Origin of the sequence: Streptomyces sp. NBC_01390 (assembly GCF_045040105.1) — a bacterium.
Classification (GTDB): Bacteria; Actinomycetota; Actinomycetes; order Streptomycetales; family Streptomycetaceae; genus Streptomyces.
In genome coordinates this window covers 6,266,783-6,287,285 of record NZ_CP109551.1, presented here as the reverse complement: position 1 = coordinate 6,287,285, position 20,503 = coordinate 6,266,783, and the positions used below count along the sequence as shown (strand labels likewise).

Below are 20,503 nucleotides of genomic sequence, written 5' to 3'. Positions count from 1 at the left end.
GGCCTTCTCTGTTGGGGGTAGCAGGAAGTTCAATAATCAACTAAACTGGCCGCACAAGGAGGTCCCGACATGCCTGCAGTGACCGTCGAGAACCCGCTGACCCTGCCCCGTGTGGCCGCTTCGGCCGAAGCCGTGGCGCGTCCCGTGCTCACCGTGACGACCGCGCCGAGCGGTTTCGAGGGCGAGGGATTCCCGGTGCGCCGGGCGTTCGCCGGGATTGCCTACAAGCACCTCGACCCGTTCATCATGATGGACCAGATGGGTGAGGTGGAGTACGCGCCGGGCGAGCCGAAGGGCACCCCCTGGCACCCCCACCGCGGCTTCGAGACCGTCACCTACATCATCGACGGGATCTTCGACCACCAGGACAGCCAGGGCGGCGGCGGCACCATCACCAACGGTGACACCCAGTGGATGACGGCCGGTTCGGGTCTCCTCCACATCGAGGCGCCGCCGGAGTCGCTGGTCGTGTCCGGCGGTCTCTTCCACGGCATCCAGCTGTGGGTGAACCTCCCGGCCAAGGACAAGATGATGGCCCCGCGCTACCAGGACATCCGCGGCGGCCAGGTCCAGCTGCTCACGTCCCACGACGGCGGCGCGCTCCTGCGCGTCATCGCCGGCGAGCTGGACGGTCACCAGGGCCCCGGTATCACCCACACCCCGATCAGCCTGGTCCACGCCACGGTGGCCCCGGGCGCGGAGGTCACCCTGCCCTGGCGCGAGGACTTCAACGGCCTCGCGTACGTCCTCGCCGGTCGCGGCAGCGTCGGTGCGGACCGGCGGGCAGTGCACAAGGGTCAGACGGCGGTCTTCGGCGCGGGTTCGTCGATCACGGTCCGCGCGGACGAACTGCAGGACGCGAACAGCCCGGACCTGGAGGTCGTCCTCCTGGGCGGTCAGCCGATCCGGGAGCCGATGGCTCACTACGGCCCGTTCGTGATGAACACGAGGGCGGAGCTTGAGCAGGCGTTCGAGGACTTCCAGAAGGGCCGGCTGGGCACGATCCCGGCGGTGCACGGGATGTCCGAGGGTGGTCTGTAGGACTTCGAAAGTTCAGTACTGTACGACCAGGCCCGAAGCCGCAACTTTGGTTTGCGGCTTCGGGCCTGTCTTGCTTACAGGGCTACTGGACTACGGCAGCACGTAGAACGGAGTGTCGTCCGGAGTGCGGCCGGCCTCGCGTACGCATCCCTGCTCGGACAGCAGTTCCAGGCTGTGGCGGACGCGGTCCGGGGAGAGTCCGGTGTGTACGGAGACCTCCTCCACGCTGTAGTTGGCGCCGCCGTGCAGCAGCGCCGGGGCCAGGTGGGCGGCGACCGTGTGGACGTCCTCGGTGACGACGAGGTTCCTGGACTTCCAGTTGGACAGGAGCTGTTGGGGTGTCAGCTCCGGGGCCTGGACGGGGCGGACGAGGTCGCCGGTGCGGCGGAGGGTCTGGGTGAGGTCCCTGAGCAGGTCGACGATCACGTTCTGCTTGGTGTCGATCTGACGCAGGGTTTCGTCCTGCCGGTCGACGCGCTCTTCGAGACGGACGAGGGCGTCGGCGAGTTGTTGGGGGACGGCGTAGGCGGTGACAGTGGTCGGGGTGGGTTGCAGGGCGGCGGGTTCGAGGGAGTAGGAGCCGTCGCGCTGGATGGTGGCGATGACTTCGGAGACCCAGGCCTTGAAGGGTTGGGACTCGGGCTTGGTGCAGCCGTTGACCAAGCGGATCAGGCCCTGGAGATCGATGAGGTTCATGTCTCGTCGCCACCCCCGACCTGCGGGAACGCTGAGACTGTGACTTCCAGTCACAGTCTCAAGAAACTCTCGGTGCTCTTCGGGGACGTGGTCGAGGAGTGCCTTTCGGGTGGTTGTGTACCCCAGCTCCTTGCAGACGTCCGCCGCGGGAAACCAGTGCGTCCCGTCCGGCATGGTCAGCCTGCGTACCCGCGCCCCCGTGGCCGCGAACACGAAGTCGTTGATGTCGATCGCGTCTTTGTGCGTGTTGTTCTGCTCGTACATCGAGCATCACCTCCGCCTCCGAAAGTAGGCAGGTGGGAGCGCAACTCGTGTTCGAAGCAATGATGTTCACTCGTTGTGCTGATGCGTCACTTCCGCGCCCGCACCCCCACCCTGCCCTCCCCCACCGCCTGCAACGTGACCGCCGCCGTCACCGGCATCTCCGTGGTCGGTGACTCGACGTCGTACTCGCGGAGCAGCACCGCCAGGGCCAGGACCGACTCCAGCATCGAGAAGTGGCGGCCTATGCACGCGCGTGGGCCGCCGCCGAAGGGGAGCCATGCGTAGCGGTGGCGGGCGGATTCCTGGTCGGGGGTGAAGCGGTCCGGGTCGAAGCGGTCGGGGGTGTCCCAGTGGGCCGGGTGGCGGTGGGTGACCCAGGGGGAGACCAGGACGTCCGCGCCTGCCGGGATGACGTGGCCGTCGACCTCCGTCCGCGCCACCGCCCGCCTGCCCATCAGCGGTGCGGCCGGATACAGGCGCATCGTCTCCTTCAGGACCCTTGTCAGGTACGGGAGTCGGTCCACGGTCGCCGCTGTGTAAGGCTCCCCCGGGGGCAGCGCGTCGATCTCCTCGTGGGCCCGGGCCCGCACCTCGGGGTGGCGGGCCAGGAGGCGGAGGGCGAAGGCCAGTGACGTCGCCGTCGTTTCGTGGCCCGCCAGCAGGAACACCAGGACCTGGTCGCGGAGTTCGGTGGCGTCGAGGCTGCCGTCCTCGTCGTTCTGCGCCCGGGAGAGGAGGGAGAGCAGGTCGTCGCCCTGGTCCTCGGTCCCGGTGCCGTCGCTCCGGCGCGTCGCGATGATCCGGTCGCAGACCTCGTACACCGCCCGGGTGGCCGCCGCCGCCCGTCTGTTGGACGGGGTGGGCCAGGTGCGCGGAATCCTGAGCGGGGAGTAGGCCCGCCCTGTGATGTACGCGCTGATGACCGGGAAGTTGGCGTGGACGACGTCCACCGCGGCCTCGACGTCCGCGCCGAACAGCACACGGGTGACCGTCCGCAGCGCCAGCCGGTCCATCTCCCGTACGACGTCCACCTCGGGCCGGTTCCGCCAGCGTTCCGCTGTCGCCTCGGCCTCGCGGGTGATCGTCGTGGCGTAGCCGTCGACCCGTTTCTTGGTGAACAGGGGCTGGATCAGGCGGCGTTGGCGGAGGTAGACGTCGTCCTGGCTGGTCAGGAGGCCGTTGCCGCCGGTCTGCCGTATCTCCTCGTAGAAGACGTTGTCCTTGCGGAAGTTCGCGGCCTGGGTGGCCAGGACCTGCTGGGCGCCCTCGGGGGAGAACACGCAGTACACGACCGTACGGAGGCCGGGTGGGCCGGCGGCCATGCGGACCACGTCGCCGTACTCCCGCTGGGCGCGGACGAAGGTGCCGAGCGGGTCCCTGCGGAGGTCGAGGGCGGAGCCCAGCAGGGGGTGGCCGGTGGGGCCGGGGACGGGAGGTGTGGCGGTGGCGGGTGCGGTCCCGGGTGCGGTCCTGCGGGCGGTTCGCGTGACGGCCATAGTCGTATCATCCGCTTTTCGCGGCTCCCCGGGGGCGCCTTTGCCTACTCCCCCTCCAGCTCCTCCTTCTCCTTCTCCTGGGTTCTCTCGTACAGCTCGAACCAGATGCTCTTGCCCTCGCCCCGGGGGTCGACCCCCCACGCGTCCGCGAGCATCTCGATCAGCATCAACCCCCGGCCCGACGAGGCAAGTTCGCCCGGGCGGCGCTTGTGCGGCAGGTCGTCGCTCACGTCCGTGACCTCGACGCGGATGCGGCGCTTGCCCGGGTCGCCCGTGACCTCGGCGACGACCAGGGCGTCGGCGTCCGTGTGGACCAGGACGTTGGTGGCCGTTTCCGAGATCAGGAGGACCGCCGAGTCGACCTGGTCGGGGCAGGGCCAGTCGTGGAGCTGTTCGCGCAGCTGCTGCCGGGCGACGGCGACGCGCTCGGGTTCCGCCTGGGCGATCGTCAGCATGGTGCGCCGGACGGTGGGGTGTGGCGGCGGCAGCGTGCCGTCGGTGGCGCATTCGCCGGGGCGGCTCAGGAGCAGCAGCGCTATGTCGTCCTCGCGGCGGTCGGCCAGCGGGCCCGTGGTGTGGTGGGAGGAGGGACCGTGCACGGCCTGGACCAGGGAGTCGGCCAGTTCCTCCAGGCCGTCGTCCTTGATCTCCCCCTTGTGTTCCTCCAGCGTCCTGCGGATGCGCTGCCAGCCCGTCTCCAGGTCGTGGCCGCCGGTCTCGATCAGGCCGTCGGTGCACAGGAGCATGGTCTCGCCCGGCTCCAGGGCCAGGAGGGTGGTGGGGTAGTCGGCGTCCGGGTCGATGCCCAGGGGGAGGCCGCCCGCCGTCGGACGGGTCAGTACCGTGCCGTCGGCCATCCGGATCGCCGGGTCCGGATGGCCGGCGCGGGCGATCTCCAGGACGCCGGTCGCGGGGTCGACCTCGACGTACAGGCAGGTCGCGAAGCGCAGGTCGCCGCCCGCGCTGTCGCCGTCGTGGACGGCGCTGTGGGTGATGCCGTGCAGGAAGCGCGACGCGCGGGAGAGGACCGCGTCGGGGCGGTGGCCCTCGGAGGCGTAGGCGCGCAGCGCTATCCGGAGCTGGCCCATCAGACCGGCGGCGCGGACGTCATGGCCCTGGACGTCGCCGATGACCAGGGCGAAGCGTCCGCCGCCGGGCAGCGGGATCATGTCGTACCAGTCACCGCCGACCTGGAGGCCGCCGCCGGTCGGTATGTAGCGGGCGGCGACGTCCATGCCGGGTATCTCGGGGCCGAGGGTCGGCAGCATGGACCGTTGGAGGCCGTCGGTCAGTTCGCGTTCCGACTCGGCCACGCCCGCCCGGGAGAGGGCCTGGGCGAGCATGCGGGCGACCGTCGTCAGGACGGAGCGTTCGTCGGGGGTGAAGCTGACCGGGTAGGTGAAGGCCGCCATCCAGGCGCCCATCGTGCGGCCCGCGACGGTCAGGGGCAGGAACGCCCAGGACTGGCGGTCGAACACCTGGGCGAGAGGCCAGGCGGTGGGGTAGCGGGTCTTGTAGGCCTCGGGGGAGGAGAGGTAGACGGCCCGGCCGGTGCGGACCACCTCGGCGGCCGGATAGTCGGTCTCCAGGGGCATGTGGGAGAAGGGACGCTCGTCGCCCGGGCGCTGGCCGTGGTGCCCGACGACCGTGAGGCGGTCGCCCTGGACGCCGAAGACGGCGAGGCCGTCCGGTGAGAAGCCCGGCATCGACAGGCCGGCCGCGACCCGCAGCACCTCCTCCGTGGACCGCGCCTCGGCCAGTGCCCGGCCCGCGTCCAGCAGGAACGCCTCGCGGGAGCGGCGCCAGTCACCGGTGACCGGGGTGCGGGCGGCGGCGCCCGGCGGAGGCTCGGTGACCTCCTGGAGGGTGCCCATCACGTCGTACGCCTTGCGTTCGAGGTCGAAGGTCGGCTTCGCGCGGCTGCGTGCGGTACGGATCACCCGGCCGCGCTCGTCCATGACCCGCACCCGGATCTCGGCGATGCTGTCCTCGGCCACGGCGAGCCGGATGACGCCGGTGATCTCGTTCCAGTCGACCGGGTGGAGGCGGGCCCGGGTCGCGGCCTCCGTGAGGGTCGTCGGCTGGGCGGGCAGGCCGAGGAGGCGGGCCGCCTCGGAGTCGAGCGTGACCAGTTGTGTAGCTGTGTCCCAATGCCACAGACCGGTTGCGAGGGCGACCAGGACGTCCCCCACGGCGGGCAGGGGCTCACCAGTGCGCATTGACCTACTTTATGGAGAGGTGATCGCAGCGTGCCACCCAAGCTGTACAGGGCACCCTGTGGAGGAGCGGGTGCGGGCCGGTCCCGCGAACAATTGCGGGGAACCTGTCTCGGGGCGGCCGGTACCCTGGGTCTGTGTTTTTCGGAGGTTTCGGTGTTTCACGTGAAACACCGGCCTCGATCCCTGATCCTCGATCCGCGAAGGCTGGATGAACGACGATGCATCGGTACAGGTCCCACACCTGCGGCGAGCTCCGCGCCTCTGACGTCGGCAGCGACGTCCGGCTGAGCGGCTGGCTGCACAATCGGCGCGACCTGGGCGGCATCCTCTTCATCGACCTGCGCGATCACCACGGCATCACGCAGCTCGTCGCCCGCCCCGGCACGCCCGCCTACGAGGCCCTCGACAAGGTCTCCAAGGAGTCGACGGTCCGCGTCGACGGCAAGGTCGTCTCGCGCGGCGCGGAGAACATCAACCCCGAGCTGCCCACGGGTGAGGTCGAGGTCGAGGTCGGCGAGGTGGAGCTGCTCGGCGCCGCCCAGCCGCTGCCCTTCACGATCAACGCCGAGGACGGGGTCAACGAGGAGCGGCGCCTGGAGTACCGCTTCCTGGACCTGCGCCGCGAGCGCATGCACCGCAACATCATGCTTCGTACGGCCGTCATCTCGGCGATCCGTCACAAGATGACCGCGCTGGGCTTCAACGAGATGGCGACCCCGATCCTCACCGCCACCTCCCCGGAGGGCGCCCGCGACTTCGTCGTGCCGTCGCGCCTCAACCCGGGCCGGTTCTACGCGCTGCCGCAGGCCCCGCAGCAGTTCAAGCAGCTGCTGATGATCTCCGGGTTCGACCGCTACTTCCAGATCGCGCCCTGTTTCCGTGACGAGGACGCGCGCGCGGACCGTTCCCCGGGCGAGTTCTACCAGCTCGACGTCGAGATGAGCTTCGTCGAGCAGGAGGACGTCTTCCAGCCGATCGAGCGGCTGATGACCGAGCTGTTCACCGAGTTCGGCAAGGGCCGTGAGGTCACCTCGCCCTTCCCGCGCATCCCGTTCCGCGAGGCGATGCTGAAGTACGGCTCCGACAAGCCGGACCTGCGCGCCCAGCTGGAGCTGGTCGACATCACCGACGTCTTCGAGGGCTCGGAGTTCAAGGCCTTCGCGGGCAAGCACGTACGCGCCCTGCCGGTGCCGGACGTGGCGTCGCAGTCCCGGAAGTTCTTCGACCAGCTCGGCGACTTCGCCGTCACGCTGGGCGCGAAGGGTCTGGCCTGGGTGCGGGTCACGGAGGACGGTTCGCTGTCCGGGCCGATCGCCAAGTTCCTCACCGAGGAGAACGTCGCCGAGCTGACCAAGCGGCTCTCGCTGGCCGCCGGGCACGCCGTGTTCTTCGGCGCGGGCGAGTTCGACGAGGTCTCGAAGATCATGGGCGCGGTGCGCGTCGAGGCCGCCAAGCGTGCCGGTCACTTCGAGGAGGACGTCTTCCGGTTCTGCTGGATCGTCGACTTCCCGATGTTCGAGAAGGACGAGGAGACCGGGAAGATCGACTTCTCGCACAACCCGTTCTCGATGCCCCAGGGCGGCATGGAGGCCCTGGAGACCCAGGACCCGCTGGACATCCTGGCCTGGCAGTACGACATCGTCTGCAACGGTACGGAGCTGTCCTCCGGCGCCATCCGTAACCACGAGCCCGACATCATGCTGAAGGCGTTCGGCATCGCGGGCTACGACGAGGAGACGGTCGAGCGCGAGTTCGCCGGCATGCTCCGCGCGCTGCGCTTCGGCGCCCCTCCGCACGGTGGCATCGCCCCGGGCGTGGACCGCATCGTCATGCTCCTCGCCGACGAGCCGAACATCCGCGAGACGATCGCGTTCCCGCTCAACGGCAACGCCCAGGACCTGATGATGGGCGCGCCGACGGAGCTGGAGGAGACGAGGCTTCGGGAGCTGCACATTTCGGTGCGCAAGCCGCAGCCGAAGTAAATTCGGCAGGCAACTGCGCTTGTTGCGCTTGTTGTGGGAATGGCTCGGAATCGGCAGCGATTCCGAGCCATTCTTATGTGGTGCTCAGGAAACACGGGAAATCACAGCTCTCTGACAGGTTGCGTTCATAATCTCCGTGGCCATGACTGACACTCCCCAGCAAGGATTATCGGAATTGACGCGCCGTAGAGTCGTCGTCGCCGGTGGCGCGACGGCGGTCACGGCCACCGCGGTGGCACTGGGCGCCGGACTGGCGTCCGCTACCCCGTCCGCTACCCCGTCCGGCACTCCCTCCGGCACTCCCGAGGCCTGCTATCTGCTGACCACGGAGACCACCGAGGGTCCGTACTACATCGACGCGGACAAGCTCCGTCAGGACGTCACCGAGGACGAGGAGGGCATCCCCCTCACCCTCCGGCTCAAGGTGATCGACGCCGAGACCTGCCGGCCGGTGCGGAACGCGGCCGTCGACATCTGGCACTGCTCGGCGCTCGGCATCTACTCGGGGTACGAGGACATGGGCAACGGAGGCGCCGGCGGAGGCACCCCGCCGTCCGGTGCGCCTACCGGCGTGCCCACAGGTCCGCCCCCGACGGGCGGTCCCGGCGGTCCCGGAGGCCATCAGGAGCCGACCGACGACGAGCGCTATCTGCGCGGTACGTGGAGGACGGACCGGCACGGCCAGGTCACCTTCCGGACCGTGTTCCCGGGCTGGTACCAGGGCCGCTGCGTCCACATCCACGTCAAGGTGCACGTGGACGGCACCTGGACCGACGCGGGCTACGAGGGCGGGCACACCTGCCACACGGGCCAGCTGTTCTTCGACGAGGAGTCGGTGCTGCTCTCGGCGGAGGTGGCACCGTACTCGACGAACACGGTCACCCGTACGACCCTCGACGAGGACATGATCTACCCGGACAACGGCACCGAGGGCGGGCTGCTGCGGCTGCGGTACAAGAAGCGGGATATCGCGCACGGGGTGGTCGCCGGGCTGACGATGGGCGTGGCACCGGACGAAACGCACGACAGCAATTAGACAAGGGGCTGTGGCCAATTTTTTTCGGCCCCCTTTTCATCGCGGAAAGGGGGCCGAAAGGAAAAGAAAAACACAGTCCTTTCCCACGGTTCTGACAGGCCTCTTACCTAGGTTCCAGGTTCATGACAGAGAACCAAGGGCCGAAGCACAAACGGGATCTGACACGTCGCAACGTCGTCGTCACCGGCGCCGGAGCGGTCGCCGCGGTGGGCGTCGCGGGCGGACTCGCGGCGGGCGCGTTCGCGGGTGAGACGGGCAAGGGCAAGAAGACGCCCACCCCCAAAGCGTCCAGCAGCAGCTCGGAGGTCTGCTACACGCTCACCTCGGAGACCACCGAGGGTCCGTACTACATCGACGCGGACAAGCTCCGCCAGGACATCACCGAGGACAAGGAAGGCATCCCGCTGACCCTGAGCCTGCGGGTGATCGACTCCGAGACTTGCAAGCCGGTCGTCAACGCCGCCGTCGACATCTGGCACTGCGACGCGCTGGGTGTGTACTCCGGCTACGAGAGCCTCTCCACCGGAGGCGGGGGCGGCGCCCCGACCGATGCCCCGACCGACGCCCCCTCGGGTACTCCGCCGGGTGAGCCGCCGACCGACGCTCCCTCCGGCGGCACCGGTGGCGGTGGCGGTGGTGGCCACGAGGAGCCCACCGACGACAAGCGCTACCTGCGCGGCACCTGGAAGACGGACCGGCAGGGCCGGGTCACCTTCAAGACGGTCTTCCCGGGCTGGTACCGGGGCCGCACGGTCCACATCCACACGAAGGTGCACGTGGACGGCACCTGGACGGACGCCGGTTACGAGGGCGGGACCACCTGCCACACCGGTCAGTTCTTCCTCGACGAGGAGTCGGTGCTCGCCTCCGCCGAGGTCGAGCCGTACTCGACGTCGACGACCGAGCGCACGACGCTCACCGAGGACACGATCTACGACCAGAGCGGCACCACGGGCGGTCTGCTCAAGCTGAAGTACGACAAGAAGAACATCGCGAAGGGTGTGATCGGCTCCATCACGATGGGCGTCGACCCCGAGGCGACCCACGAGGGCACGGACGACGGGGTGCAGCCGAGCGCGTCGGCGTCCGCATCGGCGAGCTGACGGACCGGCGCACACACGCACGTACGTACGTGCACAGGTACGGCTCGGCATACGACAGGGCCCGGCACCTTCCCCCAGGTTCCGGGCCCTGCCGTATGCCGTCCCTCCCACCTCCCACCTCCCAACGCCCAACTCCCCCTCGTACGGGCTTTGGTGAGGAAAAAAATCTCGGGAGACACCCGGCAACCTTTCCGGTGTCCGGCGACCACTGATGATCCGTAAGCCCCGCCCCCACCGGAGCTTCACGAACCGCACGTGTTCAGCAACCACGTAAGGACGCATCCGTGGCATCCCCTTCTCACCGCCGGTCCCTTCGCAAGCGGCGCACAGTTCTGGTCTCCACCGCGGCCGTCGCCGCCGCCGGGCTTGGCGCCGCCGTGCTGGCCATGAACGCGAACGCGAGCCCCGTGGACCTGGCCCACCAGGTGCTGCCCGCGAAGGACGGCTGGGCGGCCTCCGGCACCGGTACGAGAGGCGGCGCGCGAGCCGACTCCGCGCACGTCTTCACCGTCACCACCCGCGCGCAGCTGGTGAAGGCGCTGGGCGGCGCCACCAACTCCACGCCGAAGATCATCAAGGTCAAGGGCGTCATCGACGCCAACACGGACGACGCCGGCAAGAAGCTGACCTGCGCCGACTACGCGGCCGGTACGGGATACTCGCTGGCCGCCTACCTCAAGGCGTACGACCCGGCCACCTACGGCAAGAAGGCGCCCGCGGGCACGCAGGAGAAGGCCCGGGACGCCGCCAAGCAGAAGCAGTCGAAGCGCATCGTCTTCAGGGTGCCGGCGAACACCACCATCGTGGGCGTGCCCGGCACCAAGGCCGGGATCACCGGCGGCAGCCTCCTGGTGCAGAGCGTCGACAACGTCATCATCCGCAACCTGGCTCTCAAGGCCACCGAGGACTGCTTCCCGCAGTGGGACCCGAAGGACGGGTCGACCGGCAACTGGAACTCCGCCTACGACGCGGTCACCCTGCGCGGGGCCACGCACGTGTGGGCGGACCACAACACGTTCAGTGACTCGCCGTTCTTCGACAAGGCCGAGAAGACGTACTTCGGCCGCGAGTACCAGATCCACGACGGCGCCCTCGACATCACCAACGGCTCCGACCTGGTGACCGTGGAGCGCAACCAGTTCACCAACCACGACAAGACGATGCTGATCGGCAGCAGCGACACCGACAGCGTCGGCAAGCTGCGCGTCTCCATCCACCACAACGTGTGGAAGGGCATCACCCAGCGCGCCCCGCTGGCCCGCATCGGCCAGATCCACGTCTACAACAACGTCTACGAGACGACGACCCTCAACGGCTACGCGCCCAAGTACAGCCTCGACTCGCGCGCGAAGGCTCAGGTCGTGGCCCAGAACAACTCCTGGACGCTGCCGGCCGGCGCGAAGGTCGCGAAGCTGCTGAGCGGTGACGGTACGGGTTCGGTCGCGGGCGGCGGCAACCTCGTCAACGGCAAGGTGACCGACCTGGTCGCCGCGTACAACGCCGCGAACTCGAAGAAGCTGAAGACGACGGTCAACTGGAAGCCGACCCTCACCGCCGGCCTGGAGACCTCGACGAAGAACCTGGTGGCGGAGCTGACGGGCACGGTCGGGACGGGAGTTCTGTCCTAGCACCTGAGGGGACCAGCAACTGAGGAACCGCTGAGGAACCGCTTGTGAAGGGGTCCGGGAGCCGAGTGTGTGACGCCGGTGTGCTCCCGGGCCCCTTTCGCGTGTGCGGGGCGGGTCGGCCCACTCGCTGTCCGGCGAGGTCTACTTCGCCACGAACTGGGTCAGGATCGCCTGGACCTCGTAGACCTGAAACGGGGCATGCCCAGGGGAGCGGCAGGTTCCGTACACACATGGGAAGTTCGCAGGTGGGGCACAGCCTTCTCGGCGGGGGTGCACAGAGGAGGGGCGTCTGATGGGAACTGTCGCCCTGGGGTACCCGCACCTCACGGCATGTTCCACTCGCGCTCGCTGGAGGAAGTCATGGGAATCGTCGTTCCGCTCACGCTGCTGTTGATCGTCGGAGCGGTGGTTTCTGTCATCCTTCTGCGCAGGAAGGCGGGGGTGCCCACGGCCGCGTCCGGCTTGGCCGGGCTGGACGCGGAGGTCGAGGCCAACCAGTGGGTGGTGCGGCTCGGAGGGAGCCTGTCCGGTCTTCGTCCGGGGGCCGACGAAGCCGCCGCGCAGGCCCTGGCGGTGGCGGCCGGACGGCATCGCGCGGCCCGGGGTCAACTGGCCGAGGCCCGTACGCCCGCCGAGTACGCACTCGCGAGGCAGACCGCTGTGGAGGGGCTCCAGTACGTCAGTGCCGCCCGCAGCGCCCTCGGCCTCGAGCCCGATCCGCAGGGCGCCGATGCCGATGCCGATGTCGATGACACCGGCGACCGAACCGGCGGTCGACTCCGGGGGGCGCACAAGCAGTTCGGTGTGACGGTGGTCTGAGATCCATGGCCCTCGGCTGTGCCCTACGGCGGCTCGCCCGGTGCTCCCCTCGATCTCCTCATCGTCCCTCTCCTCCGTGCCCAGCTCGTGGAGGAGGCGTTCCGCGACCCCCGCCAGTTCGGGGTCGTCTCCAAGGAGCGCCCGCCTGCGCTCACGCCGGCTCTCGCTGCTCACAGTCGCACCTCCAGGTATCCACGCGCCGGTACGGCCTCGGCGGCGCCGTGGATTTCGGAGGTTCCGCCCGCTGACGCGCACGCCCGGCAGTTGCCCGGTTCCGGGCCGCGGAAGGCGTGGTCGCAGGTGTCGCAGTTCCGGAGCGGGTGCCTGACCGATGGTGGCGCTGCGGGAGTGCGGTACGGAGGCAGGGGCGGGAGCTGGGCGGTGAGGCGGTGGGCCAACAGGGCGGCCGGGCGGCGCAACGGCTCGGGTGGCAGGTCGCTGGTCAGGGCGCGGCGTACGTCGGTTGGGGTGAGGTCGCGCACCAGCCAGGCGGCGACACCGGGAGCGAGGTGCTCGGTGTCGGTGGCGGAGAGCAGCAGACGGGGGTCCTCGCGGCGGAGGCCGGCGAGGACGTCCGTAGCGGTTTGGAGGAGAGCCGGGGAGCTGAACGAGGGCTGCGGTACGGCGGGGAGGGCGCGGCGTGCGGGTTTCTGCCGAGGTGCCGCTGCCCGGCGGGCCGGGGGCTGGGAAGCGTCGGGCGCTGCCCGGCGGGCGGGCGTGCTGGGTGGGGCTGGCGCCGCATGGTGGGCCGAGGCCTCGGGCTCGTCGGCCGGTGCGCTGCCATGGCGGCTCGGCTGGTTGCAGGAGACGGTGCGGGTGACGATGCGGCCGTATTCGGTGCGCTCGCGGGGGCGGCGCAGGTAGCCGTGGGTCTCCAGTTCGCGCAGGGCGGCGGCGATACGGATCGGGCCCTCCGGGAAGCGGGCGGCGAGGGTCTTGATGTCGACGGGGGCGCCGGAGGGGAGGGACTGGATGTACACGGCCAGCCCGATGGCGAGCCCCGAGAGGTCGGGGTGCTGCGCGAGGTGGTTGCCGATCACCGTGAAGCGGGTGGTGTGGCGGGTGTTGTCGTGGATGACTCCGCCGGAGGGCCTGCTCGTACGGGTAGGGCGGGGCGGGTGGTTTTTCCCGCTGATCCTGGGCTGGGTGCGCGGGGGCGCGCTAGGGTTTTGGGTATCCATCGGGAAGGTGCTTCTTCCTTGGTGGTCAGGCCCTCGCATTGGGATCGCAAGTCCCGGCGAGGGCCGTCGTATGTCTGGGGTTGTGTTGTTGTGTCGCGCTGAGCCTAGAGCAGGCAACCGGTGCCGAATCCAGCTGAGTTGGTCATGTTCACTCGTGCGAGTGAGCGTGCGCCGTGGGCGGGAGGGGTGGGGCTTGGTGAGGTTCCTTTCCCTCTCGTGTTTCTTGGAGGAGAGCGCCCGAGCCACCGGAGCACACGTTTCTGGGCTTCGGTGAGGGGTCGGGTTCGGCCCGGACGTTCTTGCGGGCGACGGGGACGTGTGTGAGGGCCCGGCGGTGGCGGAGCAGTACGGCGGACTCGCCCAGGAGCAGCCCGTGCGGCCGGTAGTCCGGGCCTCGCAGAGAACGCTCCAGCGCGGGGAGGTAGTTCCAGCGCACCGCCGGGTGCGCGGAGTGCGCGAAGTGGTACAGGTCCCCGTACGGCAGCCAGGTGCCGCGCGCCAGCAGGGCGAGTGGCATGTTCCGCGGATACAGGCGCAGGCACCGGCCCGCCTCCACGGCGACCGGAGGCCCGGCGACCGGATCCGGATCGAACCAGCGGTGTTCCACCAGCAGTGACATCCAGGCGAGCTGCGGATACAGCAGAAGCCTGGGCACGACGTAGACGAAGACGGCGGCCTCCCAGCCGAAGACCTGAGCCATTGCCGTCGCCACTGCGACCGGCCCGGCCGACCTCAGCCGCCCGGCGCCGGGCTCCCGGGCGAGCACCCCGAGGCCCCGGAGGGTGTACGACAGGCCGGTGGGAGTGAGCGGATGCAGGACGCCCCGCACGTATCGCGCGGTGGTGGCTCCTGGCTGTAGTCCCGCTCGGTGCAGGTCGGCGAGGTTGGGATCGGCTCCGGCGACCGTCGCGTTCGGATGGTGTTCCCGTACGTGCCGTCGCCGCCTTACGGGCACGGGAACCAGGCCGAGTGGGATGTGCGCGGTCACCTCGGCGAGCAGCGTGTTCCACCGGGTACCTCGCGCCAGCACGCCGTGCACCGCGAAGTGGCTGATCTCCTGCAGCCGGCGGAACGTGACGGCGGCCGCGAGTGCCGCGAGCACCATCCCGAGGAGCCCGCCGTGCACGGCCACCAGACACCATCCCGCGAGTTCCACCCACTGCCCGAGGAGCAGGAGCGCAGGGGTGACGTTGTTCAGCCGCTCACGCTGGAGCGACATCACGGCACGCAGTGAACTTCGTGGGGGCCCGCCACGGCGTCGACGGAACCACCAACGGTCCGCCTGCCGCAGCACGATCCCCGCCGCGACGACCACCAGACCAGTACAAAGCGCACCCAAGACCCGTCCCCCTCCTCGCGCCCGCGCCGAGCCGAACGGAGTCCGCGCCCGAAGGAGCGGTGTCGAGTCTCCTGTTCACGGTCACGCCGACGGGCGCTCGCGGGAGACGGGGCGGTCAGGTCAGATCTCGGTGGGCTTGATTCCCGCGTCGCTCAACACCTTCAGGTTTTCCCGGCTGAGCTCGGCGAACGCGCCAATTTCCGCCATGTTCACCTCACCGGAGAATTCCACCGGCCCGTCCCCGAGCAGAACGGCGGGGTCCAGTTCGGCCTCGTACACGAGGGTGGCGTTGCCTTCCAGCAGGGGCTGCCACAGGTCACCTACGGGCTGGAGCAGACTCCTGGCTACGCCGCCGGGGTTGCGTACGGTCACCGGCCGTTCCGGTTCGACGAGCCCGAGGCGGGACAGCACCGCACGGGAGGCCGCGACGCCCGAACCGCACGACGGGGTCAGTCCCGCTCCCCGCTCGTAGGTGTGGACGAACACCTCGTCCTCCGCGAGCGGCAGTACGAAGGAGAGATTGGCGCCGATGGGGAACACGCCCGGCGACCCGGCGACGCGTCGGCCGGTCTCGATCAGAAGAAGGTTCGGGAACTGGGGAAGTTGGAGGCGCAGGCCGTCGAGATCGGCGTTTATGAGTGCAACATCATCGCCGGGCTGTTGCAGATTCCCGAGCATGCACGAGCCGTGATCCAAGCTGCGCAGCCACCGTACTCGCCGGACGACGTGGCACGTATGGTGGCGGCTCGTTTGGCCCGGCAGACGGTCTTCGAACGCGACCCGGCCCCGTCGATCCACTTCGTACTGGAAGAGGCACCGCTGCGTCGGCAGGTTGGGGGCACAATGGTGTGGCGACAGCAGCTCGAACACCTGCTGGAGGTGGGTCGGTTGCACAATGTCACTCTGCAGGTAATGCCGACGAACACCGAGGCCCACCCCGGGCTGGACGGCAGGATCGAGCTGCTGAAGTTCCTGGACGGTACGGCGGTGGGGCGTTCCGATGGCGTGTTCAACGGTCGGCCTGTCACTGAGCTGAGGCATCTGCGGATCCTGGAGCTGCAGTACGGCACCATCCGGGCGCAGGCCCTCCCACCGAGGGAGTCGCTGGCCTTCATCGAGAGACTGCTGGGAGAGACATGATGCGCAAGGCCTCCGCCGGGGACGCCTCCGAACTGGCGTGGTTCAAGAGCAGTTACAGCGGCGGCACCAATGGCGAGTCTTGCGTGGAGATAGCTGCCAGCCCCCGCACGGTCCATGTCCGTGACTCCAAGAACATCGCGGGACCTCGTCTCGCGCTCGGCTCCGGTGCTTGGGCGGACTTCGTGGCCTACGCCCTGGAGCGCTGACTTATGCGAAAGGGGCCTGGTGGCGTCGGGTGACGTCAGCAGGCCCCTTCTTTGTGCGCGAGTGCTACTCGGGGGCGCCGCCGAAGCGCTCCTTGTACGTTTCCAGGTCCTCGTCCGTCAGCTTCGCGAACAGGACCGGCGGGACCGTGAAGACGGTGCCGGCGGGGACGGTCGACAGGGACTTCGCCTCGTCGGCCGTGACCCATCTCCGTGTGTCGCCCGGCAGCGCGAACGCCGCGCGCATCGTCGCCGACGTCGCCGGGATGAAGGGTTCCGAGACCACCGAGTAGAGGTGGATCAGGTTCATCGCCGTACGGAGGGTCAGGGCCGCGCCGTCCTGGTCGGTCTTGATCTCCAGCCAGGGGGCCTTCTCCTCCAGGTAGGAGTTGCCCGCCGACCACAGGGCGCGCAGGGCAGCCGCCGCCTTGCGGAACTGGAGCGCCTCCAACTGGCTCTCGTACTCCGCGAGAAGCTCGGCGATCTGCTCGCCCAGCTTCGTCTCGGCCTCGCCGGCCGCCGAGCCCGCCGGGACCTCGTCTCCGAAGCGCTTCTTCGAGAAGGACAGGACGCGGTTGACGAAGTTGCCGAGGGTGTCCGCCAGGTCCTTGTTCACCGTGGCCGTGAAGTGCTCCCAGGTGAAGGAGGAGTCGTCGGACTCGGGGGCGTTGGCGATCAGGAAGTAGCGCCAGTAGTCGGCGGGGAGGATCGACAGGGCCTGGTCGGTGAAGACGCCGCGCTTCTGGGACGTGGAGAACTTTCCGCCGTAGTACGTCAGCCAGTTGAAGGCCTTGACGACGTCGACCTTCTTCCACGGTTCACGGACGCCGAGTTCCGTGGCCGGGAACATCACGGTGTGGAAGGGGACGTTGTCCTTCGCCATGAACTCCGTGTAGCGGACGCTCTCATCCGCTTCGTACCACCAGGACTTCCAGTCCCGGTTCGACGGGTCCAGGTCCGACCACTCCTTCGTCGCGCCGATGTACTCGATCGGGGCGTCGAACCAGACGTAGAAGACCTTGCCCTCGGCCGCCAGCTCGGGCCAGGTGTCCGCCGGGACCGGGACGCCCCAGTCGAGGTCGCGGGTGATGGCGCGGTCGTGCAGGCCCTCGGTCAGCCACTTGCGGGCGATCGAGGAGGCGAGGTGGGGCCACTGGCCCTCGTGGGCGGTCACCCATTCCTCGACCTCGTGCTGGAGCTTCGACTGGAGGAGGAAGAGGTGCTTGGTCTCACGGACCTCCAGGTCCGTGGAGCCGCTGATCGCCGAGCGCGGGTTGATCAGGTCGGTCGGGTCGAGGACGCGGGTGCAGTTCTCGCACTGGTCGCCGCGCGCCTTGTCGTAACCGCAGTGGGGGCAGGTGCCCTCGACATAGCGGTCCGGCAGGAAGCGGCTGTCGGCGGGGCTGTACACCTGGCGGATCGCGCGCTCTTCGATGAACCCGTTCTCGTTCAGGCGGCGGGCGAAGTGCTGGGTGATCTCCACGTTCTGCGGGCTGGAACTCCGGCCGAAGTAGTCGAAGGCCAGCGCGAAACCGTCGTACACCGCCTTCTGCGCGTCGTGCGCCTGCGCGCAGAAGTCCGCTACGGGGATGCCCTGCTCCTTCGCGGCGAGCTCGGCCGGGGTGCCGTGTTCGTCCGTCGCGCAGATGTAGAGGACGTCGTGGCCACGCTGGCGGAGGTAACGGGCGTACACGTCCGCCGGGAGCATGGACCCCACCATGTTGCCCAGGTGCTTGATCCCGTTGATGTACGGAAGGGCGCTGGTGATGAGGTGTCGAGCCATTGCGGGCTGCTCCCGAGTCGCTGCGTGTTGGGGTGACGGATGCCCGTTCCGGCTGTACCGGAGGGCCGTCGTACGAACCTTGGAATCGTAGTCGACCGGGGCGGTCGGGCATCGTGTATATACTTCGACCGGCATATTGATATATAGGGGGTTTTGTCCATGTCGAAGCTGCTCATCGAGGTCGACGACGAGGCTCTGGCGGAAGCCCAGCTATTGCTGGGCACGAAGACGAAGAAGGACACCGTCAACACCGCGCTGCTGGAAGTCGCCAAGCGGCGCAGGCGGGCCATAGCGCTGGCCAAGCTCCGGGAGATGGGAGCGCGAGGTGACTTCGACATCCTTCTCGACAAGAGGAACTACCGCCGGTGAGCGACGTGTCGTACCTGATCGACACCTCGGCCGTCGTGCGCCTGCTCAGCAGCGATGCGTATGACGGGCGATGGCAGGAGGTGCTCGACAACGGGCTGGTCGCGATGTGTGATCTGACCGAGCTGGAAATCCTTCTCTCCGCTCGCGGGCGGACGGACCGCGAGGGCCTCCAGGAGCCGATGCGGCAGCTGTTCAGCTGGACTCTGATGCCCGACGGCATCTACCAGCGCGCTCGCGAGGTTCAGCAGCTTCTTACCGACAATGGTGAGCACCGCTCGGCCGGGCCGGTCGATCTGCTCGTCGCCGCCACGGCCGAGTTGTCGGGGCTGACCCTCCTCCACCACGACCGCGACTTCGACACCGTCGCCCGTCGTACGGGCCAGTCGACCGTCTGGCTGGCCGAGCCCGAGCCCGAGTCCTGAGAGTGACGGGGCCCCGGGAGCAATTCGCTCTCGGGGCCCCGTCACCTGCTCAGGTGCTCGTGTACGTCCTACGCGCTCGGCTTCTCCTCCAGGCGGGGGAACAGCACCGCGCCCTTGGTGATCGTCGCGCCGGCCGGGAGGCGGCCCCAGGTGGCGGCGTCGGTGATCCGCTGGTCGGGGAGTGCGCCGAGGACGGCGTCCGCGCCGAGGGAGTCCCAGAGCTTCTGTGAGGTGTCCGGCATGACCGGGTTGAGCAGGACCGCCAGCGCGCGCAGCGACTCCGCGGCCGTGTAGAGGATCGTCGCCAGGCGGGCCCGGCCCTCCGGGGAGTCGTCCTTCGCGACCTTCCACGGCTCCTGCTCCGTGATGTAGCCGTTGACCTGCTTCACGAAGTCGAAGATCGCCAGAATGCCGCCCTGGAAGTCCACCTCGTCGCCGATCCGCCGGTCGGCCTCAGCGACGGCTTTCGCCAGGCCGGCGTAGATCGCCTGCTCGGCCTCGCCTGCCGCCGTCGCCTCCGGCAGCGTGCCGCCGAAGTACTTGCCGACCATCGCGGCCAGACGCGAGGCGAGGTTGCCGTAGTCGTTCGCCAGCTCGCTCGTGTAGCGGGCGGAGAAGTCCTCCCAGGAGAACGAGCCGTCCTGGCCGAACGCGATCGCCCGCAGGAAGTACCAGCGGTACGCGTCCACACCGAAGTGGGAGGTCAGGTCCTGCGGCTTGATGCCCGTCAGGTTCGACTTCGACATCTTCTCGCCGCCGACCATCAGCCAGCCGTTGGCGGCGATCTTGCCGGGCAGCGGCAGACCCTGCGCCATCAGCATCGCCGGCCAGATGATCGCGTGGAAGCGCAGGATGTCCTTGCCGACCAGGTGGACGTCGGCGGGGAAGGTGTTCCCGAACTTCTCCGGGTTCTCGTTGTAACCGACCGCCGTCGCGTAGTTCAGCAGCGCGTCGACCCACACGTAGATCACGTGCTTGTCGTCCCACGGGACCGGGACGCCCCAGTCGAAGGTGGAACGGGAGATGGAGAGGTCCTGGAGGCCCTGGCGGACGAAGTTCACGACCTCGTTGCGCGCCGACTCGGGCTGGATGAAGTCCGGGTTCGCCTCGTAGTGGGCGAGCAGCTTCTCGCCGTACTCGCTCAGCTTGAAGAAGTAGTTCTCCTCCTTGAGGATCTCCACCGGCTTCTTGTGGATGGCACACAGTTTCGTGCCGTCCTCCGCCTCGATGAGGTCGCCCGGGAGTTTGTACTCCTCGCAGCCCACGCAGTACGGGCCCTCGTAGCCGCCCTGGTAGATCTCGCCCTTGTCGTGCAGATCCTGGACGAACTCCTGGACGCGGTCCGTGTGCCGCTTCTCCGTCGTACGGATGAAGTCGTCGTTCGCGATGTGAAGGTGTTCCCAGAGAGGTTTCCAGGCTTCGTCGACGAGTTTGTCCGCCCACTCCTGTGGGCTGACGCCGTTCGCCTCCGCGGTGCGCATGATCTTCTGACCGTGCTCGTCCGTGCCGGTGAGGTACCACACCTTCTCGCCGCGCTGACGATGCCAGCGGGTGAGCACGTCGCCTGCGACGGTCGTGTAGGCGTGGCCCAGGTGAGGAGCGTCGTTGACGTAGTAAATGGGGGTGGAGACGTAGTACGCCTTCCCGCCCTGCTTCTCGGAATCCGTGGCCGCCATGGTCGGAAGCCTACTGGCCTAGGGGGGAGTGGCTCACGCCGATGAACGGGGACAGGGCCCGGCGTATGGCCGGGCCCTGTCGGTCGTTCTCGGGCTGTGGTGCGGG

At 68.7% G+C, this 20,503-nt stretch carries 17 protein-coding genes and 1 pseudogene; 10 read left to right on the top strand and 8 right to left on the bottom strand.

What is annotated here, in order from left to right:
* Window positions 1–69: 69 nt before the first annotated feature.
* Window positions 70–1,041, top strand: a complete 972-nt coding sequence (locus tag OG241_RS28265; RefSeq protein ID WP_405819083.1) for a pirin family protein — start codon at window positions 70–72, stop codon at window positions 1,039–1,041.
* 90 nt (window positions 1,042–1,131) lie between these two features.
* Here the strand turns inward: OG241_RS28265 and OG241_RS28260 are convergent, their stop codons facing one another.
* From OG241_RS28260 to OG241_RS28250, 3 genes are all read right to left on the bottom strand, one after another.
* Window positions 1,132–2,001, bottom strand: coding sequence for a Bro-N domain-containing protein (locus OG241_RS28260; RefSeq protein ID WP_405819082.1), 870 nt, complete (start codon window positions 1,999–2,001; stop codon window positions 1,132–1,134).
* 86 nt (window positions 2,002–2,087) lie between these two features.
* Window positions 2,088–3,497, bottom strand: coding sequence for a cytochrome P450 (locus tag OG241_RS28255; RefSeq protein WP_405819080.1), 1,410 nt, complete (start codon window positions 3,495–3,497; stop codon window positions 2,088–2,090).
* Window positions 3,498–3,541: 44 nt separating this feature from the next.
* Window positions 3,542–5,716 carry a SpoIIE family protein phosphatase gene (locus OG241_RS28250; RefSeq protein WP_405819079.1) on the bottom strand — a complete coding sequence of 725 codons (2,175 nt, stop codon included), beginning with the start codon at window positions 5,714–5,716 and terminating at the stop codon, window positions 3,542–3,544.
* A gap of 218 nt (window positions 5,717–5,934) precedes the next feature.
* Here OG241_RS28250 and aspS point away from each other — a divergent pair, with 218 nt between their 5' ends.
* From aspS to OG241_RS28225, 5 genes are all read left to right on the top strand, one after another.
* Entirely contained in the window at window positions 5,935–7,698 is a 1,764-nt protein-coding gene (gene aspS, locus OG241_RS28245; RefSeq protein ID WP_006379671.1) for an aspartate--tRNA ligase, read from the top strand.
* Between the two features lie 142 nt (window positions 7,699–7,840).
* A complete protein-coding gene (locus OG241_RS28240) occupies window positions 7,841–8,734 on the top strand; it encodes an intradiol ring-cleavage dioxygenase (RefSeq protein ID WP_405819076.1) in 894 nt (297 codons plus the stop codon).
* 122 nt (window positions 8,735–8,856) lie between these two features.
* Window positions 8,857–9,837, top strand: a complete 981-nt coding sequence (locus OG241_RS28235; protein ID WP_405819075.1) for an intradiol ring-cleavage dioxygenase — start codon at window positions 8,857–8,859, stop codon at window positions 9,835–9,837.
* A 284-nt stretch (window positions 9,838–10,121) separates the two neighbouring features.
* The gene (locus OG241_RS28230) at window positions 10,122–11,465 is read left to right on the top strand and encodes a polysaccharide lyase family 1 protein (protein WP_405819073.1); all 1,344 of its coding nucleotides are present in this window, start codon (window positions 10,122–10,124) and stop codon (window positions 11,463–11,465) included.
* 360 nt (window positions 11,466–11,825) lie between these two features.
* Window positions 11,826–12,284, top strand: coding sequence for a hypothetical protein (locus OG241_RS28225; protein ID WP_405819071.1), 459 nt, complete (start codon window positions 11,826–11,828; stop codon window positions 12,282–12,284).
* Window positions 12,285–12,454: 170 nt separating this feature from the next.
* On the opposite strand, the gene OG241_RS28220 is transcribed toward OG241_RS28225, so the two are convergent.
* The 3 genes from OG241_RS28220 to OG241_RS28210 form a co-directional block, all read right to left on the bottom strand.
* On the bottom strand, window positions 12,455–13,465 hold the full coding sequence (locus tag OG241_RS28220; protein ID WP_405819069.1) for a helix-turn-helix domain-containing protein: 1,011 nt from the start codon (window positions 13,463–13,465) through the stop codon (window positions 12,455–12,457).
* 148 nt (window positions 13,466–13,613) lie between these two features.
* Window positions 13,614–14,684, bottom strand: coding sequence for a fatty acid desaturase (locus tag OG241_RS28215; RefSeq protein ID WP_405826457.1), 1,071 nt, complete (start codon window positions 14,682–14,684; stop codon window positions 13,614–13,616).
* A 240-nt stretch (window positions 14,685–14,924) separates the two neighbouring features.
* Window positions 14,925–15,482 carry a hypothetical protein gene (locus tag OG241_RS28210; protein ID WP_405819067.1) on the bottom strand — a complete coding sequence of 186 codons (558 nt, stop codon included), beginning with the start codon at window positions 15,480–15,482 and terminating at the stop codon, window positions 14,925–14,927.
* On the opposite strand from OG241_RS28210, the pseudogene OG241_RS28205 reads away from it, so the two are divergent.
* Both OG241_RS28205 and OG241_RS28200 read left to right on the top strand, forming a co-directional pair.
* Window positions 15,384–15,944: pseudogene (locus OG241_RS28205) on the top strand (DUF5753 domain-containing protein); the annotation flags it as partial. The gene OG241_RS28210 and the pseudogene OG241_RS28205 overlap by 99 nt on opposite strands.
* Complete coding sequence (locus OG241_RS28200; protein WP_405819065.1) at window positions 15,941–16,150, top strand: DUF397 domain-containing protein; 210 nt, start codon at window positions 15,941–15,943, stop codon at window positions 16,148–16,150. The pseudogene OG241_RS28205 and the gene OG241_RS28200, both read left to right, overlap by 4 nt.
* 64 nt (window positions 16,151–16,214) lie before the next feature.
* Here the strand turns inward: OG241_RS28200 and metG (OG241_RS28195) are convergent, their stop codons facing one another.
* Window positions 16,215–17,930 (bottom strand): methionine--tRNA ligase, encoded by a 1,716-nt coding sequence (metG, locus tag OG241_RS28195; protein ID WP_405819063.1) that lies wholly within the window; start codon window positions 17,928–17,930, stop codon window positions 16,215–16,217.
* 159 nt (window positions 17,931–18,089) lie between these two features.
* Here metG (OG241_RS28195) and OG241_RS28190 point away from each other — a divergent pair, with 159 nt between their 5' ends.
* Both OG241_RS28190 and OG241_RS28185 read left to right on the top strand, forming a co-directional pair.
* Window positions 18,090–18,299, top strand: a complete 210-nt coding sequence (locus tag OG241_RS28190; RefSeq protein WP_405819061.1) for a type II toxin-antitoxin system VapB family antitoxin — start codon at window positions 18,090–18,092, stop codon at window positions 18,297–18,299.
* A complete protein-coding gene (locus tag OG241_RS28185; protein ID WP_405819059.1) occupies window positions 18,296–18,721 on the top strand; it encodes a PIN domain nuclease in 426 nt (141 codons plus the stop codon). The genes OG241_RS28190 and OG241_RS28185 overlap by 4 nt, the downstream gene beginning before the upstream one ends.
* A 68-nt stretch (window positions 18,722–18,789) precedes the next feature.
* Here OG241_RS28185 and metG (OG241_RS28180) read toward each other — a convergent pair whose 3' ends face one another.
* Window positions 18,790–20,397, bottom strand: a complete 1,608-nt coding sequence (gene metG / locus OG241_RS28180; protein WP_405819058.1) for a methionine--tRNA ligase — start codon at window positions 20,395–20,397, stop codon at window positions 18,790–18,792.
* Window positions 20,398–20,503 lie beyond the last annotated feature (106 nt).

What these genes read in the sequence shown, in the direction of transcription:
- OG241_RS28265 (WP_405819083.1), top strand. Translation starts at nt 70, where the DNA reads ATGCCTGCAGTGACCGTCGAGAACCCGCTGACCCTGCCCCGTGTGGCC.
- OG241_RS28260 (WP_405819082.1), bottom strand. Translation starts at nt 2,001, where the DNA reads ATGTACGAGCAGAACAACACGCACAAAGACGCGATCGACATCAACGAC.
- OG241_RS28255 (WP_405819080.1), bottom strand. Translation starts at nt 3,497, where the DNA reads ATGGCCGTCACGCGAACCGCCCGCAGGACCGCACCCGGGACCGCACCC.
- OG241_RS28250 (WP_405819079.1), bottom strand. Translation starts at nt 5,716, where the DNA reads ATGCGCACTGGTGAGCCCCTGCCCGCCGTGGGGGACGTCCTGGTCGCC.
- aspS (WP_006379671.1), top strand. Translation starts at nt 5,935, where the DNA reads ATGCATCGGTACAGGTCCCACACCTGCGGCGAGCTCCGCGCCTCTGAC.
- OG241_RS28240 (WP_405819076.1), top strand. Translation starts at nt 7,841, where the DNA reads ATGACTGACACTCCCCAGCAAGGATTATCGGAATTGACGCGCCGTAGA.
- OG241_RS28235 (WP_405819075.1), top strand. Translation starts at nt 8,857, where the DNA reads ATGACAGAGAACCAAGGGCCGAAGCACAAACGGGATCTGACACGTCGC.
- OG241_RS28225 (WP_405819071.1), top strand. Translation starts at nt 11,826, where the DNA reads ATGGGAATCGTCGTTCCGCTCACGCTGCTGTTGATCGTCGGAGCGGTG.
- OG241_RS28220 (WP_405819069.1), bottom strand. Translation starts at nt 13,465, where the DNA reads ATGGATACCCAAAACCCTAGCGCGCCCCCGCGCACCCAGCCCAGGATC.
- OG241_RS28215 (WP_405826457.1), bottom strand. Translation starts at nt 14,684, where the DNA reads ATGTCGCTCCAGCGTGAGCGGCTGAACAACGTCACCCCTGCGCTCCTG.
- OG241_RS28210 (WP_405819067.1), bottom strand. Translation starts at nt 15,482, where the DNA reads ATGCTCGGGAATCTGCAACAGCCCGGCGATGATGTTGCACTCATAAAC.
- OG241_RS28200 (WP_405819065.1), top strand. Translation starts at nt 15,941, where the DNA reads ATGATGCGCAAGGCCTCCGCCGGGGACGCCTCCGAACTGGCGTGGTTC.
- metG (WP_405819063.1), bottom strand. Translation starts at nt 17,930, where the DNA reads ATGGCTCGACACCTCATCACCAGCGCCCTTCCGTACATCAACGGGATC.
- OG241_RS28190 (WP_405819061.1), top strand. Translation starts at nt 18,090, where the DNA reads ATGTCGAAGCTGCTCATCGAGGTCGACGACGAGGCTCTGGCGGAAGCC.
- metG (WP_405819058.1), bottom strand. Translation starts at nt 20,397, where the DNA reads ATGGCGGCCACGGATTCCGAGAAGCAGGGCGGGAAGGCGTACTACGTC.